General features: G+C 54.3%; 14 protein-coding genes. 7 read left to right on the top strand and 7 right to left on the bottom strand.

Annotated features, from left to right (window positions below):
- Positions 1-238: 238 nt before the first annotated feature.
- The 4 genes from KGP17_RS04770 (at position 239) to KGP17_RS04755 (ending at position 5,256) form a co-directional block, all read left to right on the top strand.
- Positions 239-976 (top strand): carbonic anhydrase, encoded by a 738-nt coding sequence (locus tag KGP17_RS04770; RefSeq protein WP_059199878.1) that lies wholly within the window; start codon positions 239-241, stop codon positions 974-976.
- 201 nt (positions 977-1,177) lie between these two features.
- Complete coding sequence (locus KGP17_RS04765; RefSeq protein ID WP_021179470.1) at positions 1,178-1,651, top strand: (2Fe-2S)-binding protein; 474 nt, start codon at positions 1,178-1,180, stop codon at positions 1,649-1,651.
- A complete protein-coding gene (locus KGP17_RS04760; RefSeq protein ID WP_371822109.1) occupies positions 1,648-3,918 on the top strand; it encodes a molybdopterin cofactor-binding domain-containing protein in 2,271 nt (756 codons plus the stop codon). Before KGP17_RS04765 ends, KGP17_RS04760 begins: the two co-directional genes overlap by 4 nt.
- A 6-nt stretch (positions 3,919-3,924) precedes the next feature.
- A complete protein-coding gene (locus tag KGP17_RS04755) occupies positions 3,925-5,256 on the top strand; it encodes a cytochrome c (RefSeq protein ID WP_223498938.1) in 1,332 nt (443 codons plus the stop codon).
- Positions 5,257-5,468: 212 nt separating this feature from the next.
- Here the strand turns inward: KGP17_RS04755 and KGP17_RS04750 are convergent, their stop codons facing one another.
- Genes KGP17_RS04750 through KGP17_RS04740 form a run of 3 tightly spaced genes read right to left on the bottom strand, consistent with a single transcriptional unit; the run spans position 5,469 to position 8,734 of the window.
- The gene (locus tag KGP17_RS04750; protein ID WP_115160342.1) at positions 5,469-6,812 is read right to left on the bottom strand and encodes a sigma 54-interacting transcriptional regulator; all 1,344 of its coding nucleotides are present in this window, start codon (positions 6,810-6,812) and stop codon (positions 5,469-5,471) included.
- The gene (locus tag KGP17_RS04745; protein WP_094983204.1) at positions 6,799-8,571 is read right to left on the bottom strand and encodes an ATP-binding protein; all 1,773 of its coding nucleotides are present in this window, start codon (positions 8,569-8,571) and stop codon (positions 6,799-6,801) included. Before KGP17_RS04745 ends, KGP17_RS04750 begins: the two co-directional genes overlap by 14 nt.
- Positions 8,561-8,734 (bottom strand): hypothetical protein, encoded by a 174-nt coding sequence (locus tag KGP17_RS04740; protein WP_209528809.1) that lies wholly within the window; start codon positions 8,732-8,734, stop codon positions 8,561-8,563. Before KGP17_RS04740 ends, KGP17_RS04745 begins: the two co-directional genes overlap by 11 nt.
- 153 nt (positions 8,735-8,887) lie before the next feature.
- Here KGP17_RS04740 and KGP17_RS04735 point away from each other — a divergent pair, with 153 nt between their 5' ends.
- The 3 genes from KGP17_RS04735 (at position 8,888) to KGP17_RS04725 (ending at position 11,732) form a co-directional block, all read left to right on the top strand.
- On the top strand, positions 8,888-9,340 hold the full coding sequence (locus KGP17_RS04735; RefSeq protein ID WP_223498937.1) for a periplasmic heavy metal sensor: 453 nt from the start codon (positions 8,888-8,890) through the stop codon (positions 9,338-9,340).
- A 322-nt stretch (positions 9,341-9,662) separates the two neighbouring features.
- Positions 9,663-10,130, top strand: coding sequence for a glycine zipper 2TM domain-containing protein (locus KGP17_RS04730; RefSeq protein ID WP_059199873.1), 468 nt, complete (start codon positions 9,663-9,665; stop codon positions 10,128-10,130).
- Between the two features lie 147 nt (positions 10,131-10,277).
- Positions 10,278-11,732 (top strand): carboxylesterase, encoded by a 1,455-nt coding sequence (locus KGP17_RS04725; protein ID WP_223498936.1) that lies wholly within the window; start codon positions 10,278-10,280, stop codon positions 11,730-11,732.
- Positions 11,733-11,776: 44 nt separating this feature from the next.
- Here the strand turns inward: KGP17_RS04725 and KGP17_RS04720 are convergent, their stop codons facing one another.
- The 4 genes from KGP17_RS04720 to KGP17_RS04705 form a co-directional block, all read right to left on the bottom strand.
- On the bottom strand, positions 11,777-12,946 hold the full coding sequence (locus KGP17_RS04720; RefSeq protein WP_223498935.1) for a fimbrial protein: 1,170 nt from the start codon (positions 12,944-12,946) through the stop codon (positions 11,777-11,779).
- Between the two features lie 250 nt (positions 12,947-13,196).
- Entirely contained in the window at positions 13,197-13,775 is a 579-nt protein-coding gene (locus tag KGP17_RS04715) for a helix-turn-helix transcriptional regulator (protein WP_223498934.1), read from the bottom strand.
- A 122-nt stretch (positions 13,776-13,897) separates the two neighbouring features.
- Positions 13,898-15,082, bottom strand: a complete 1,185-nt coding sequence (locus KGP17_RS04710; protein WP_059199869.1) for a fimbrial protein — start codon at positions 15,080-15,082, stop codon at positions 13,898-13,900.
- 122 nt (positions 15,083-15,204) lie between these two features.
- On the bottom strand, positions 15,205-16,404 hold the full coding sequence (locus KGP17_RS04705; protein ID WP_223498933.1) for a fimbrial protein: 1,200 nt from the start codon (positions 16,402-16,404) through the stop codon (positions 15,205-15,207).
- Between the last annotated feature and the right edge of the window lie 56 nt (positions 16,405-16,460).

Genomic DNA, 16,460 nt, shown 5'->3' with positions numbered 1-16,460 from the left:
AGTTGTCACTATGTTAAGCCATTGTCTGGCGCGAACAAACAGGAATCTGGTCCCCGGCAGCCTCATTTTGTTCACAAAATACCCAGCTGAAAAGCAAGGGCGCATATACACTTACTAGTGCTTACCTTTATCAAGGCGATACCCGTTCAACGCCACTACGCCAGGTTGTTTCATTGCCCCTGGGAACTGGCGTAATCAACGAGTTTTCTCTTCAAACAGCACACGAGGAAAAACGTATATGAGTAAGCTCCCCGATCAAGAACCGCCACGCCGTGCCCTGCTAAAACGTACTGCAGCCCTTTCAGTATTAGCTATGACCGGCATTGCCGGTTTCACCGCACCTTCAGTGGCCTTTGCCGCCGCGATGACCAAAGAACAGCGCGATAAAATGACGCCTGACGACATCATCGCCAGCTTTAAACAAGGCAATATGCGCTTTCGGGAAGGCAAAATGCAGCAGCATGACTATGTCGCCCAGAAGCAGGCCAGCGCTCAGGGGCAGTTCCCAGCAGCGGTCATTTTAAGCTGCATTGACTCACGCGCCCCGGCAGAAATTCTGTTTGACGTCGGCATTGGCGAAACCTTTAACGCACGCGTTGCTGGTAACATTCAGAATGACGACATTCTGGGCAGCATGGAGTTTGCCTGTGCTGCTGCCGGAGCAAAAGTGGTCCTGGTGATGGGGCACACCGCCTGTGGTGCGATAAGAGGCGCTATCGAGAATGTCGAGCTGGGTAACCTGACCGGATTACTCAACAAGATCAAACCGGCCATCGACAAAACCGAATTCAAAGGCGACCGCAGCGGTAGCAACTATGATTTTGTTGATGCCGTCGCCAAAACCAACGTCGAGCTGACCATCGCCGATATCCGCAAAAACAGCCCGGTGCTGAAAAAGCTGGAAGAGGAAGGAAAAATCAAGATTGTGGGCAGCATGTACCATCTGGACGGCGGCAAGGTTGAGTTTCTCGCTTAACCCCTAGGTAACCCCTCACAACAGCGGCGGGCATTAGCTCGCCGCTGCTTATAACTCTTCTTGAGTATCAATGCATTACATCACATTCTGTTTCAATAATTATTCTGCTAATTATTGAAAACCCCTCTTTTGATCAAACAAGCCCCCAGCCATCAACATAGAATTCACAAAAAATTAAACTCATCAAGGATAGGGTTTTACATGGAAATTAAGGTTAATGGCCGTTTGGTCGCACTGAGCAACATCCCACCAGAGACTCCCCTGCTGTATGTCCTACGCAACGATCTACAACTCAACGGCCCCAAGTATGGCTGTGGCCTGGGCGAATGCGGCGCCTGTACCGTACTGATCGACGGCGTTGCGACCCGTTCTTGTTCCACCCCGTTGTCTGCTGCCCAGGGGAAAGCGGTCACCACGCTGGAAGGGCTAAGCCATGAAGGCCATTTACACCCGGTGCAACAGGGCTTTATCGATGAACAGGCCGCACAGTGTGGCTACTGCACCAACGGCATGATTATGACGCTGGTGGCGCTGTTTGAACGCGATCCCCAAGCCAGCGAGCAACAGATCAAAAACGAATTAGCCTTCAACCTGTGCCGTTGCGGTACCCATCTGGAAATTCTGGCTGCGGCGCAACAGGCCAAGCGGCTTCTGGCCGAGCGCGGTGCCCAATGATGGAGATGCAAATAACCCGTCGCCGCCTACTGCAGGCGGGTGGCGTAGTGATGGTCAGCAGTCTGTTACCCTTCAACGCCCTGGCGAGCAGCCCTGCAGCCACTGGTAAAGCGATCCCCCTGGACCGTATCAGCAGCTTTATTGCCCTCAGTGCCGATGGCAAAGTGACCGCGTTTAACGGCCACGTCGATCTCGGCACCGGCATACGCACCTCACTGGCACAGATTGTCGCCGATGAACTGGACGTGGCTTTCGACGATGTCACGCTGATCCTGGGCGATACCAATCGCACGCCCGATCAAGGCCCAACCATCGCCAGCGCCACCATTCAGGTAACCTCGGTTCCCCTGCGTCAGGCGGCTGCGCAGGTGCGACAATTGCTGGTGGAACTGGCCGCTATTGCCTTCAAGCGCCCGGCCACACAGCTGACAACCGCCAATGGCTTCGTGTTTGCCCCAGATGCCCCCTCAGCCCGCCTGAGCTACGCCGAACTGGCGCGTGGGCAGGATCTGCATCTGCCGCTGGACAGCAATGTGGTGCTGAAAAGCCCGCAAAGCGGCCAGTATGTGGGCAAACCGGTGGCACGCGTCGATATTCCAGCCAAGGTTCGCGGCCAACTGACCTATGTGCACGATATGCGCCTACCAGGCATGTTACATGGGCGGGTAGTGCGCCCGCCTTATGCCGGAGCAGACAGCAGTGCACCATTGGGAAAAGCGATGATTTCCGTCGATCGGGGATCCATCGCCCACCTGCCCGGTATTGTCAAACTGGTGGTCATCAATGACTTTATCGGCATCGTCGCCGAGCGTGAGGAGCAGGCGATCGCAGCCATGCGCCAACTAAAGGTGCAATGGCAACCCTGGGCCGGGTTACCGGATCTGTCTTTGGATAAGCTGCACGCGACGCTGGAAGCCATGCCGAAAGCCGAGCGAATTCTGCGCGACGATCCTGGCACCACCGACGCCCTTGCCGCAGTCGCAACGCAGGTCAATGCCGACTACGTCTGGCCTTATCATTTGCATGCCTCTATCGGTCCTTCCTGTGCCGTGGCCGAGGTAAATGCGCATCAGGTGGAAATCTGGTCTGGTACGCAAAACCCCCACGACCTGCGCAAAGACATTGCCAAACTGCTTGGACGTGAGCCGGAGCAGGTGCATATCAACCGCATGGAAGCTTCCGGCTGCTACGGTCGTAACTGTGCCGACGACGTTTCGGCAGATGCGGCCTTACTGTCACATGCCACCGGCAAGCCAGTGCGGGTGCAGTTGATGCGCGAGCAGGAAGCGGGTTGGGAACCAAAAGGTACCGGGCAATTGATCCGCGTACGTGGCGGGCTGGATGCCAATCATCAGGTCGCCGCCTACGAGCTGAGAACCAGCTATCCCTCCAACAATGCCGTCACCCTGCCGCTGGTATTAACCGGCATGGTTGCCAATCGGCCAGACGTACAGCAGATGGGGGACCGTACTGCCGTGCCGCAATATGAATATCCGCATATGCGGGTGATTGCGGAAGATGCAGCGCCCATCGTGCGGGCTTCCTGGATGCGTGGCGTGTCGGCGCTGCCGAACGTGTTTGCCCATGAAAGCTGGATCGACGAGTTGGCCTACCTCGCCAAACAGGATCCGATCGCCTATCGGCTGCAATATTTAACCGATCCGCGCGCCATTACGTTGATCCACGCGCTGAAAAAACAGGCCAACTGGCGGGATGGGCCAGCCCACCGTAATCCGGCGGCCGAGGATCAAGAGGTGGTCAATGGCCGAGGTTTCGCCTATGCCCGTTACTTCCACAGCAAATTCCCCGGGTTTGGTGCCGCCTGGGCGGCCTGGGTCTGCGATCTCAGCGTTAATCGCCGCAACGGGCAGATCACACTGAACAAGATCTACGTGGCCCACGACTGCGGGCAAATCGTCAATCCGGCCGGGGTGCGCCATCAGGTGCATGGCAACATCATCCAGTCTGCCAGCCGGGTCCTGAAAGAGTTTGTCACTTTTGACCACAGCGGAGTGACCTCACTGGATTGGGGCGGTTATCCCCTACTACGGTTTGACGAACTGCCAGAGGTGAATATCCAACTGCTGGATAACCCGCATGAACCGCCGATGGGAGCAGGGGAATCCGCCTCCGTACCGAGCGCTGCCGCCATCGCCAATGCGTTATTTGATGCGCTGGGCGTCAGGCTGCGCGAAGTCCCCTTCACCCCGGAACGGATCCTGAAGGCTTTAGCTACTGCCACCTCTTCCAGCCATGCAAACGGGTAACACATTATGCACAAGATAAAGAAAATCGCCGGGCTGGGCGCGCTGGCCGTTGCCATCATCGTTGCCGTGGGGGCGATTGCCACCTGGCAGCCAGAAATGGTGCAAATCGATCGTCTGGATACCCATACCTTCAGCCAGGCGCAGATTGAAAAAGGTGAGCGCCTGGCCGCACTAGGCGATTGCGCGGTTTGCCACACGCGCCCCGGTGGAGAACGCAATACCGGCGGGCTGGCGATGGAGATCCCGTTCGGTACCATCTACACCAGCAATATTACGCCCGACCTGGAAACGGGGATTGGCGGATGGTCCTATCCCGCCTTTGAGCGCGCCATGCGCCACGGGGTCGATCGCCAGGGCAATTACCTCTACCCGGCTTTCCCCTATACCGCATTTACCCGCACCAGCGACGAAGATCTCAAGGCACTGTACGCCTACCTGATGACGCAGCCAGCGGTGCACTACCAGCCGCCAAAAACCTCATTACATTTCCCGTTCAATATCCGTCAGGGGATCGTGACCTGGAACTGGCTCTATCTGACACCCGGAGCCATGCAGCCAGACGCCAGCCAGAGTAAAGAGTGGAACCGGGGGGCCTATCTGACGGAGGGACTGGGCCATTGCAGCGCCTGCCATTCGCCACGAAACTTCCTGTTTGGGGAGCAAGGGGGCAGTAAACATTTGAGCGGTGGTGTCGCAGAGGGCTGGACCGCTCCGGCCCTGACCGCCAACGCTCAGTTACCGCTGGCCTGGAGCCAGCAGGATCTGCTGACCTTTATGCAAACCGGCTACTCCGCTAACCACGGTGTGGCTGCTGGGCCGATGGCACCGGTGATCGAGGAAGGTCTTTCTCAGTTACCGCCAGAGGATTTGCAGGCGATTGCCACCTATTTACGCTCTTTCCATCCTCAGGATGAAAGCCTCCCGGGTAAGGCCGCAGAGATCAACCGGTTGGCGGAACAAAGGGTTGAGCCACTGACTTCGCAGGGAGCACGGATTTTCTCCGGTGCCTGTATGGCTTGTCACTCCCAGGAGAAAGGCGCGCAGATGCAGGGCGTACGCCCTTCCCTGGCCCTGAACAGCAACCTGTATAGCAGCAGCCCGGATAATGCCATCCGCGTGGTGCTTTCCGGTATCCAGCAGCCGGCCAAAGGCGAGTTAGGCTATATGCCTGCGTTCCGTTATAACCTCAACGACGAGCAAATCGCCGCGCTGCTGAACTATCTACGGCAGGACTTTACCAAGCAGAAACCGTGGCCTGATTTGCAGCAGCGGGTGACTGAACTGCGGGCGGAGACTGACCCCTCACCCCAACCCTCTCCCACAGGGAGAGGGAGCTGAACGGAGCGCGTGGCAGGGTGCCAAGTTATTCTGTAACTATTTGATAGTTAATTTGTAGCACGCTTACTCCCATTCCCAATTGACACTGCGTTGTCGTCAGCACAGGAGTTAGTCAGTAAACAATTGATGTAAAGACAATTTACTATAATTAAGTGGTGGCTCGATCGGTTCCCTCTCCCACAGGGAGAGGGTTAGGGTGAGGGGTCCAAAAGCTACTTCTGTAACTTGGCCAACAGCGTTTTACGGGTAATGCCGAGCTGTTTGGCCGCCTCGGTCTTGTTACCGGCGGTTTGTTCCAGCGCCGCCAAAATCGCCTGTTTCTCGACCTGCTCCAACGGCTGGATCGCTTGGCCACATTGGCGATCCGGCTGCACATCGACGCACTGGCTGATACTCAGCGGCAGCTCTTTTTCACTGATAAAGTCCCCACTCAGCAGGATCACCCCGCGCTCAACGCTGTTCTCCAGCTCACGCACGTTGCCCGGCCAGGGGTATTTCAGCAGCATATCCATCGCAAGCGGGGTGAATCCTTTAACCGGCTTACGGTTACGCTCGGCAAATTTGGCCAGAAAATGCATTGCCAACAGGGGAATATCTTCGCTGCGCGCCCTCAGCGGCGGGCTGTCCACCGTCACCACGTTCAGCCGATAGTAGAGATCCTGGCGGAACCTGCCAGCCTCCACGTCCGCCAACAGATCCCGGTTAGTCGCTGCGATCAGACGTACATCCACCGACAGGGTCTGATTACTGCCCACCCGCTGGATCTCCCTCTCCTGGATCGCCCGCAGTAATTTTGCCTGCATCAGCGGCGAGACTTCTCCAATCTCGTCCAGGAACAGCGTACCCTGGTCAGCCTCCATAAATCGCCCTTCCCGGCGTTTATCGGCACCGGTAAATGCCCCTTTCTCATGACCGAACAGCTCCGACTCCAGCAGAGATTCGCTCAAGGCGGCGCAGTTAATGCTCACCAATGGCCGCTCCTTGCGCAGGCTGTTGGCGTGTACGGCCCGGGCTATCAGCTCCTTGCCGGTGCCGGATTCGCCGCTGATCAACACCGTCGCTTCGGAAGGGGCGATCATGGCGATCATTTCCAGCAGCTTGCGCATCGGTTCACTGCGGCCAATAAAATTTTGCTGATCGAACCGCAAACGCTGCTTCAGATCCTGGTTCTCGCTCTTTAACGAGGTATGCTCCAGCGCGCGTGCCAGCGTGAGCTGCAACGTATCGAAATCGAGAGGCTTGGTCAGATAGTCATAAGCCCCCGCCTTTATCGCTTCCACGGCAGACTCCACGTTGGAGTAGGCGGTCATGATCAGGATCGGGATCGCCGGGTTATAGCTTTTGATGGCCTTCAGCGCCGCGATGCCGTCCATTTCCGCCATCCGCACGTCGCTCAGGATCAGATCGAACGGCTGTGCCCTGACCTGTTCCAACGCTTGTCGGCCGTTATGCGCCACGCTGACCCGGTAGCCCCAGCCGTTTATCAGAGCCTCGAGGATAGTGCAGTGGCTGAGATCGTCCTCAACCAGCAAAATATGTGCATTAGACGTCTGCATGAGCCTCCCCTTGTTGATTGTTGTGCCTGAGCGGGATCACCATTGTAAAGCAAGTGCCCGCTGGCTGGCCGCTGGTGACAGCGATCGTCCCCTGGTGCTCCTCGATCACTTTCTGCACCATGGTCAGCCCCAGGCCGGTGCCCGTCGCCTTGGTGGTGAAGTAAGGGTTAAAGATTTTTCCCAGGTCGTCAGGTGGGATACCAGCCCCCGAGTCGCTGACGGTAATGCGCATCGCCCCCTCCTTGGTCGCTTCAACGTCAACCTCGAGTACGCCATCCGAGCCAATCGCCTGGATGGCATTGAGATACAGATTCAACAACACCTGAGTGAGGCGATCGGGGTCGATCTCCACCAGCGGCAAAGCTTCATCACAACGGGAGCGGAGGTCGATATTATTACTCTCTGCATCCTGACGGATCAGGTGCAGCGAATGTGCGATCACCTCGTTAATCGCCACCCGTTGCAAACGCAGATCTGCAGGGCGCACCAGCGCCAGCAACTCGGTGATCACCCGGTTGAGACGATCGACCTCTTTCGCCATCACCTTGGCCAGTTCATGCTGTTCGCTACCCGCAGGCGAGCGGTCGGCAAAATACTTGGCGAAGCCTTTGATGGAGGAAAGCGGGTTGCGGATTTCGTGGGCTACGCCAGCCGCTAAATCGCCGATAGCCGCCAGCTTTTCTTTGCGGCGGATCTCCGCTTGCAGTTGGCGAATCTCCCGCATATCGCGGAAGATAAACACGTTGCCCAGAAAATGGCCGCTGTGATTAACAATATTCGCCACGCTGATGCTCAACGGCAGGCTCTGCCCACCAGCCAGACGATGGTCAATATCCTGTTCGATAATAGGCTGGCCGTGGCTACTTTTCTGCGCCAGCTGCTGCCATTCGGCTGGCAGCGCCTGATGGCTAGGCTGGCCAAACAGCTCGGCGGCACTACAACCCAGCATCACTTCTGCCGCATGGTTAACCACCCGGATCTGGTGCTGATCATTGGTGGTGATCAAGCCCATCGGCAAGTTACTGATAATTTCGCTGGAGAAGGCCCTTGAGTCCTGCAACTGTTGGCTGGAACGTTGATAACGCCGCCCCCAGAACAGCGCCAACAAACTGGCTAACGCCAGCAACAGCAGGATGGACAGCAAAATGGAGGTGTTGCGCATATCCTTTGCCTGGGCGGCATCCAGCGCGACAGTGTCTAACGCCGCAAAAATGACGGCCTGCTCATCATCCTGAGGCTCGGCAGCCTCCTGCATACGCGATCGGTTCATCATATGGCCGGAGTGGCCGCTACCGCGCTTGAGCGGCTTAAACCAACGGTAGGCTTCGAAAGCATTCTGCTGCTGAGCCTGCGGCTCATCAAAGGTCGTCATATGCCACTGTGCATCGCTGGAAATCTTCAGCTCAGCCATCTGTTGCGGGCTATACAGCTGCTGGCCAACACGTTGCGGATCGCTGTGCGCCAGAATGCGGCCAGAGCGATCGGTAATGGCGATGTACAGCACGTTCGGCTGATAGGCCATCTCCTCCAACAGGGTTTGACGCTGATCGTGACGCCAGCGCATGCCCATACCGGTACGAGCACCGGATTCAAACGAACTCATCAACACCGCGCTTTTTTCTCGTAGCGTCTGGATCTCCACCTCACGCCCACGCTGCAGATCTTTAATGGCCAGCGTGATGATAATGCCAAGCAGTAACGCGACCGCGGCGATCGCAATCCAGGCAGGTAAGAGCGTCGATTTGGTTTTAAATTCCATTGGCTTCCTCTGCAACCGGCACGCCAGCGTGCGGGTAAGTATTACCCACACTATCAGTATGGCGAGTAAAAATAACCCACTTTATCTCTGGATGGCGACCAGCAAACGGCCATCCTCCACCATCAGTTATTTTTATTACTGTCATAAACTTAACGCGCTGCATGCTGGAGTTCCTTGGCTGGCGCCCGTTGGCTGAGATAGCCAAGCCCTAACGGCGATCCTGGATCTATACAATTCCCATGCCAGCCTGAAGCTGGCACGACGGTTGCAACTAAAGAAATGGAATCCATGAACCCTCAACCAAAGGAAATCAATCATGACGCTAACTAAAACCACCTTCGCCGCCATTATCTCCGTTGCCCTGCTGGCCGGTGTTAGCACTACCGCGCTGGCGCAAAATGGCAACCGCGCAAACATGACCAATGCACAGGGAACTCATCAGGGGATGGGTTATCAGCACGGTAACCGCGCGAACTTGACGCCTGAACAGCAAGCCGTCAGCCAGAAAGCCTTTGATGAATTCCAGTTGAAAACCGCCGATCTGCGCCAACAACTGATGTCCAAGCAATACGAATATCAGGCATTGCTGACCAGCAAGCCTTTGGATGAGCAGAAGATCTTGGCCGTGAGCAAAGAAATCACCGCATTGCGTGATAACCTGTACCAACAGCGTGTGGCGCTCGATACCGATCTGGCCAAGGCTGGCGTACCGATGATGGGCCACGGGATGGGTGGAGCGGGGATGCACGGCGGACGTGGCTGTCGTTAAGCCTTAACGTTATCCTCAGATAACATCGGGAGAACACCAGATCTGTTCTGGCTTCTCCCGTCAATTCTTCCCCCTTCCCGGATCGTTCAGGCTGTCACCCCCGCGATACATTTATCCCCTGCTGAACAATTAACAACACTGATTAATGAGAATATTCTTGGTTAATTGACGTAAAACAACACACTAAAACGCTTAATCCTTATTCTTACGCCCGATTATAATTTTTTTTCGTACCGCCTGAATAAAATCAAGTTCCTGCCATACTTATTTGCATGAGACAGCGACTGTCTCTTTGCGCACTTAACTTGCCCGGAGTTTTCTCATGAATAAAACCATCATTGTTGTCGCTCTTGCTGCCGCCGTTCTCAGCGGATGTAACGCTAATCGCACCGCTTCCGGCGATACCTTTACTGCAGCACAGGCCAGGCAGGCCAACTTCGTCACTTATGGCACGCTGGTGTCCGTGCGGCCGGTCACCATCCAGGGGGGTGATGGCACCAACGCCGCTGGGGCTATTGGCGGGGCCGTAGTCGGTGGCTTCCTGGGTAACACGGTAGGTGGTGGCACCGGACGCAATCTGGCAACCGCAGCGGGTGCCGTCGGGGGCGCAGCCGCTGGCTCAGGTATCCAAAGTGCCATGAATCGCAGCGCCGGGGTGGAACTGGAAGTGCGCCGAGATGATGGCGTGAATATCGTGGTCGTTCAGGCACAGGGCTCAACCCAGTTCCATACAGGGCAACGCGTTGCACTGGTGACCAATGGCACCACCACCACCGTCTCACCACGCTAAAAGGAATAGGTTACTTCAAGGTTTAGGAGCCAGACCGCAATATGGCTCCTTACTACTGCGATACCGGCTCCAGGGACGATCTCTCCTTGCGGGATAATAGCGAGTTTTCCGGCTCGGCCATTACAATAAAAAACGGAGTTAAACCTGATGTTTATCAAATGGATTAAACGCATTGCCCTGCTGCTGGTGGTGTTAATCGTCGGAGCGCTGGGCATGCGAGTTTATGATACTCAGCGTGGGCCATCGTTACAGCTTTGGCATACCTTTGTCCCCAATGAAATGCGCGCCGATGAGATCGATAAGGCCAGTTGGGCGGATTATCTAACTGCCGAGGACGCCATTTTCAAAGAGGTCCGCCAGAATGTGACCGACAAGCTGGACAGCAGCCAGCAGACCTCGTTGAACCGCTACTATGTCAACAGCCCAATCTATCCCGAAAAGTTTCCTACCGACTGGAACCGCTCCTACATTATGATGCCGGAAGGCAAACCGAAAGGCGCCGTGGTGCTGTTACATGGTTTGACCGATACCCCTTACAGCCTGCGGCATATCGCAGATAATTACCGTGAATATGGTTATGTGGCGGTCGGTATTCGTTTACCCGCGCACGGTACCGTACCGGGTGCGTTGACCGACGTAGACTGGCAGGATTGGATGGCAGCCACTCGCCTGGCGATCCGTGAAGCCAAACGCCTGGCGGGTGACGACGTACCGCTGCATATCGTTGGCTTCTCTAACGGCGGCGCATTGGCGATGAAATACACGCTGGATGCGTTGGATGACCCCCGCCTGACGAAACCCCAGCGTGTAGTGCTGATTTCGCCGATGATCGGCGTCACCAGCTTTGCTCGTTTTGCCGGTATTGCCGGTTGGCCTGCCATCTTCCCGGCGTTTGCCAAGGCGGCCTGGTTGGGGATTGTGCCGGAGTTTAACCCGTTCAAATACAATTCGTTCCCGGTAAATGCGGCACGCCAGTCCTTCCAGCTTACCCAGGCATTGCAAAAGCAGATTGCCGCCGATTCACGCAACGGCAAAATGGGCGAATTGCCGCCGATCCTGACGTTCCAATCGGTGATGGATTCTACCGTCAGCACCCGTGCGGTAATCACCGCCCTGTATAACCACCTGCCAGCCAACGGCAGTGAGGTGGTGTTATTTGATTTAAACCAGGCGGTGGCGTTTGGGCCGTTACTCAGAAGCTCATCCTATACCGCGCTGCCGCGGCTGCTACCACCGCCTCCGCGTAACTATACGGCCACCATAGTCACTAACGTAACGCCAGAAACTACCGATACCGAGGCTCGTACCATCGTCGCAGGGCAAACGGCAGAGACCACGGATCTGCTCGGTATCACCTACTTGCCGGATATCTTCTCGCTGTCGCACGTGGCCTTGCCATTCCCGTTGAGTGATTCCCTGTACGGGCGTTACCCGGAACCACGCAATCAGTACGGTATCAGCCTGGGGACCTTTGCGGCACGTGGCGAGCGGGCAGTGCTGGTGGTCGGGCTGGACTCACTGATGCGTCTGTCCTCAAACCCGTTCTTCCCTTATATGCTCAAGCGTATTGATGACAACATCGGCCCGGCACCAACGAAATAAGGTCGGTTAACCACGGCCAGCACCCAATCGGCGCTGGCCGCAACTCAATAATAGTTAATGGTAAACACCACTTTGCCATTCGCCTTGCCCGGAGAAACGCTCGTTGCGGTTTGAATATAGCGGGCAGCCAGCGGGACACGAATGGTTGGGCTACCGTCTTTCGGCAGCGTCAACGTCTGCTCCCCTGCAAAATTAAACAAGGTTGGCGTTTGGCTGCTATTGCCCCAGCCGATCTGGATACCTACGTCCGCTGCCGCACCGGAAACCGACGAATCGATAGCCATAATACCATTTGCTGCATCAATCACCGAGGTGGTTGGGGTCAGGCGCACACCGATGCTGTTATTGGTTGAATTGGCAACCTTCCCGCCGCCAAGAGTGTAATCAAACATCAGCGTGCTGTTGGCGACGTTATAAAAACCGAAAAAGGTCGGGCAATTGGTTAATGCGATCGATGCATCTACCCACGGAGTCGTAGCCCCCCGACCGGTGAAATTTTTATTGATATCAAAACTACCTAAATTGACATTCACATCCGGTGTCGTACAGGTCTGCGCCGATACCGTTAGCTGGCCTTGAAGTTTGACAATATAAGCTTTGATAGGTAGCCCGGTAGTCGCCGGATGAGATAATGGATTTGTTATCGATATGCTAGGGGTCGGTAACTTTGCTGAGTCGAGAATATAATTTCCCGGCGCGATAGTGCCTATTTTAATTAGCGACACATAGATATCCCGGCTTGTCAGATAAGGCTCATACGAACCGCCGGTCACCGGACTGCTCGTGTCAGATGGGAATCGATAAAAAGGTTGACCCAAGATGAACGCTTCACTGTCCGGGCTGCGCGAGATGGCAACGCCGACCCCTGGAATATTAGTTTGATAAACCGCGCCAGCGAAAGGGCTACCGCTCCAGTTGGCCAGCGGCATCGGTGCCTGATCAATACTCCACGCAATATTAAACCACATTGAGGTATCGACCGCCGAGGCACATTTCATCACGCTGAGACCGGTTTCACCACTTATCCATCGCCCTTGATAAATCACCGTCCCAACGGGAATATCTGTCCCTGCTGAAATTGCTGGCGGGCTTAGTTGAACGGTATCGGTACGCGGTGCACCATTCAACGGTGAGCACACCACCGCAGCCCAAGCACTATTGCCGACAGCCATGCATACCAGCACACCTGTCATATATTGCAATATTTTGTTCATTTTACTTCCTCTGACACAGTGGTGTAACACACTTGCGACGTTAAATAAGGCTAAGATACCCCACCGTTAAGTTGGTCTGCACCGTGCCTAGGCTGGAGAAACTGCGGCTTGACTCGGGCCATAAGACAGGCTGTTGTACTAGTTATTGTAGTCCAGTTGCTTCTGCTTCTCGCATGACAATATCGGCCCGGCACCAGCGAAATAAGGTAGGTTAACCACGGCCAGTGCCCAATCGGTACTGGCCGTGGTTTCAACCGGAAAAAATGGCTGAATTGAGCACGTTGGGTTTAATTGGGCATGCCTGAAACAGGTTACGCACCCCCAGCTTTTGCAAGGCATTACGCCGGTGGGTATACACGGTTTTGGTTGAGATACGTAAACTGTGGCCGATGGCCTGCATATTCATGCCATCGATCATAGACAGCAGCACGGCCTTCTCTCTGCGGGTTAAGCTATCCTGGAGAAAAGTAGCAACAGGAAGCTCCCCACCGACTATGTTGACTAACTCATTAAACACCGCGTCTACATCAGCATCCTCTGCCAAGGCAATATGCCGCTCAACACTCAGATTGAACTTTATTTTCATTGCGGTTGGCAAAAAAATTATTTTCCCAGGGAATTTGGCAACGGCAATCAAGAACGACATTTCACTGATTGAATTCAACATATAAAACACCAGCACATCCTCTTTACCAAAGCTACTGGCACTGGTGTTTTTCAGTTCATTGAGTGCCATTTGGTTAATCACTCGCCCCTCGGCATGCAAATACGCCTTGAGCCCAACAAAAAAATAATAGTTATCAGTAATGATATTAATTTTCCCAGGCATAGTAATGGCGCTCCTTTATAAAAACACATCTCCATCTCATCGCTGTCACAGCAAACCGAGGCCCAAATATGGCGAGTGGAACGTTCGTATAGTTATGAGTTATGCTATCTACGGGCCACAACTCAATAATAGTTAATGGTAAATACCACTTTGCCATTCGCCTTGCCCGGCGTCGGTGTTGCAGCCGTTTTAATATAGCGGGCAGCCAGGGGGATCCGAACGGTTGAGCTACCGTCTTTCGGTAATGTGATGCTCTGCTCTGCCGAGAAGTTAAACGGCGTCGGTGCTTGAGCACTCTCCCCCCAGCCGAGTTGGATGCCCACGCCGCTGGCCGCTCCGGATACCGTTGAGTCGATAGCCATAATGCCATTGGTGGCATCCAGCACCGTGGTTGTTGGCGTTAGGCGCACACCCAGGCTGTTATTCAGCGAAGTGGTAGTCGTGCTGCTCCCGGTATTGTAATTCATTAATAGCGGCGCATTTGTCGAATTATAAAAGCCGTAGAATTGAGGACAGTTAGTCAGGTTAATTGATGCATCAACCCAGGGAGTGGCGGCATTCGCCGTGCTAAAATACTCATTTATATCGTAACTCCCCAAGTAAACAGCAACAACAGGTGTGGAACAGGTCTGTGCTGATACCGTTATACTGCCTTGAAAACTGAAGATCCAATAATACAATGGTAACCCAGTGATCGTTACGGCATTAGTGTGGCTAGTGGGTGAATAGTCAATCGCCTCCTGAGTGGTAGGGAAATTTGCACCATTGATGCTGTAGGTTCCTGGTACCAGAGGGCCCGTTTTAACCAATACAATACTTCTCGGTGAGCTTGCGCCGATAGGGGTAATTCTAATACCTAATGATGAGTCTAATAAATTCTGCCCCTCAGCATAAAGTTTGGTGGGGGTTATCGCTCTATTTGACACGCCGGTGATAATCGCCACACCGATACCTGGGATACCGGTTTCATACACTCCATTGGCATAAGGTCCGGTTGTCAGGCCGGAGAGCGGTTTTGGCGTAGTCTTTAAACTCAATGATGTCGCATAATACAGATATTTTCCAACATCGGAGGCAACCCATTTCCCTTCAATATAGGTATCTTTCATGGTCAAGCTTGCCTGATATATTACCGTCCCCACTGGCACATCTACACCGGCCGAAATCACCGGTGGGCTCAAGGGAACGATGACGGTTTGCTGGCCGCCTGTCAGCGTCGCGGTAAACGTTGCCCAGCTTGGGCAAGAGATAACCGCTAGCACTATTCCCACCAACAATCCTGATACTTTATCTGTCGATCTTTTCATGAGTAATATCCTCTTTCTCATAATCTATGTAGGCCATGACAGAAAGAATAAAGTTGGAATTGGTGGCTGCGCTAACTAGGGTCAACCGTCTTTATTTATCCGAGAGGCAAATTTTTTGTTGCTCAATAGTAATTAATCGTAAACGTCACTTTGCCATTCGCCAGACCCGGCGTAGGGTTCGCAGCCGTTTGAATATAACGGGCAGACAAAGGGATGCGAATGGTTCGGCTGCCATCTTTCGGCAGTGTCACCGTTTGTTCCGCGGCAAAGTTGAACATCGTCGGCGCCTGGCTACTTTCACCCCAGCCAATCTGGATGCCTACGCCTGAAGCCGCGCCAGATACCGTCGAATCAATAGCCATAATCCCATTGGCAGCATCGATCACCGACGTTGTCGGGGTTAATCTCACACCAATATTGTTATTCAGTGCATTGGAAACCGTCGCCAATCCCGTGTTGTAATCCATCAGTTTCGTGGTATTGGTCGCATTATAAAAACCGTAAAATGTCGGGCAGTTGGTCAGATTGATAGACGCATCAAGCCAAGGAGTGGCCGCTCCCACTCGGCCAAAATACTCGCCTATTTCATAAGCCCCCATGTAAACAGCAACCACCGGGGTGGTGCAAGTTTGCGTAGAGACCGTCAGAGTCCCCTGGAAATTGATATTATAAAAAGTAAACGGCAGCCCGGTGACAGCGACGGAGCCAGGATGGCTATTCACCGGTTGTTCAAGCATAGTCTTGATACTCGGGAGATTTGCCCCGCTTAATGTAAAGCTACCGGGGGTGATCGGCCCTGTTTTAATTAGCGAGATATAACGTGTTGAACCGGTAAAGTTAAGCGCTCCACCTAACTCATTGCCAACCTGCCTGATAGGGTTCTCTACATCGGTGGTCACTGCTGGCCGATTAGGTATTATCGGGCTGCCATCAGGAGTACGTGAGATAGCCACGCCAATCCCGGGAATATTCGTTTGATAGACTGCGCCCGCAAACGGGCCGGTCATCAAGCCGCTCAGAGGCAACGGAGCATTGCTAATCAGCGTTGAGCTACTGTACCAAAATGATTTACCCACGTCGGCCTGTGCCCACTGGCAGCCCATCTTGGTGTTTTTCATCAACCAACTGCCTTGATAAAGCACGGTCCCCACGGGAATATCAACCCCAGCAGAAATCACCGGCGGGCTCAGCGGCACCGTTTCCGTTTGGGTTGCACCAGCATCAAACGAGCAATTCGCCACAGCCCAACTATTGGCGCTGATAACACTTAACAAAATACCGCCGAGCAGACCCGACACTTTATTTATCGATAATTTCATCATTCATTAACCCTCTTTCTGGCAGGCGTTACCAGAAAGGAAAACAGTTGTCATGCCTG

The sequence above is a fragment of the Serratia sp. JSRIV001 genome, assembly GCF_019968745.1.
Taxonomy (GTDB): Bacteria; Pseudomonadota; Gammaproteobacteria; order Enterobacterales; family Enterobacteriaceae; genus Chania; species Chania fonticola_B.
This window is presented reverse-complemented; position numbering and strand designations above follow the sequence as displayed.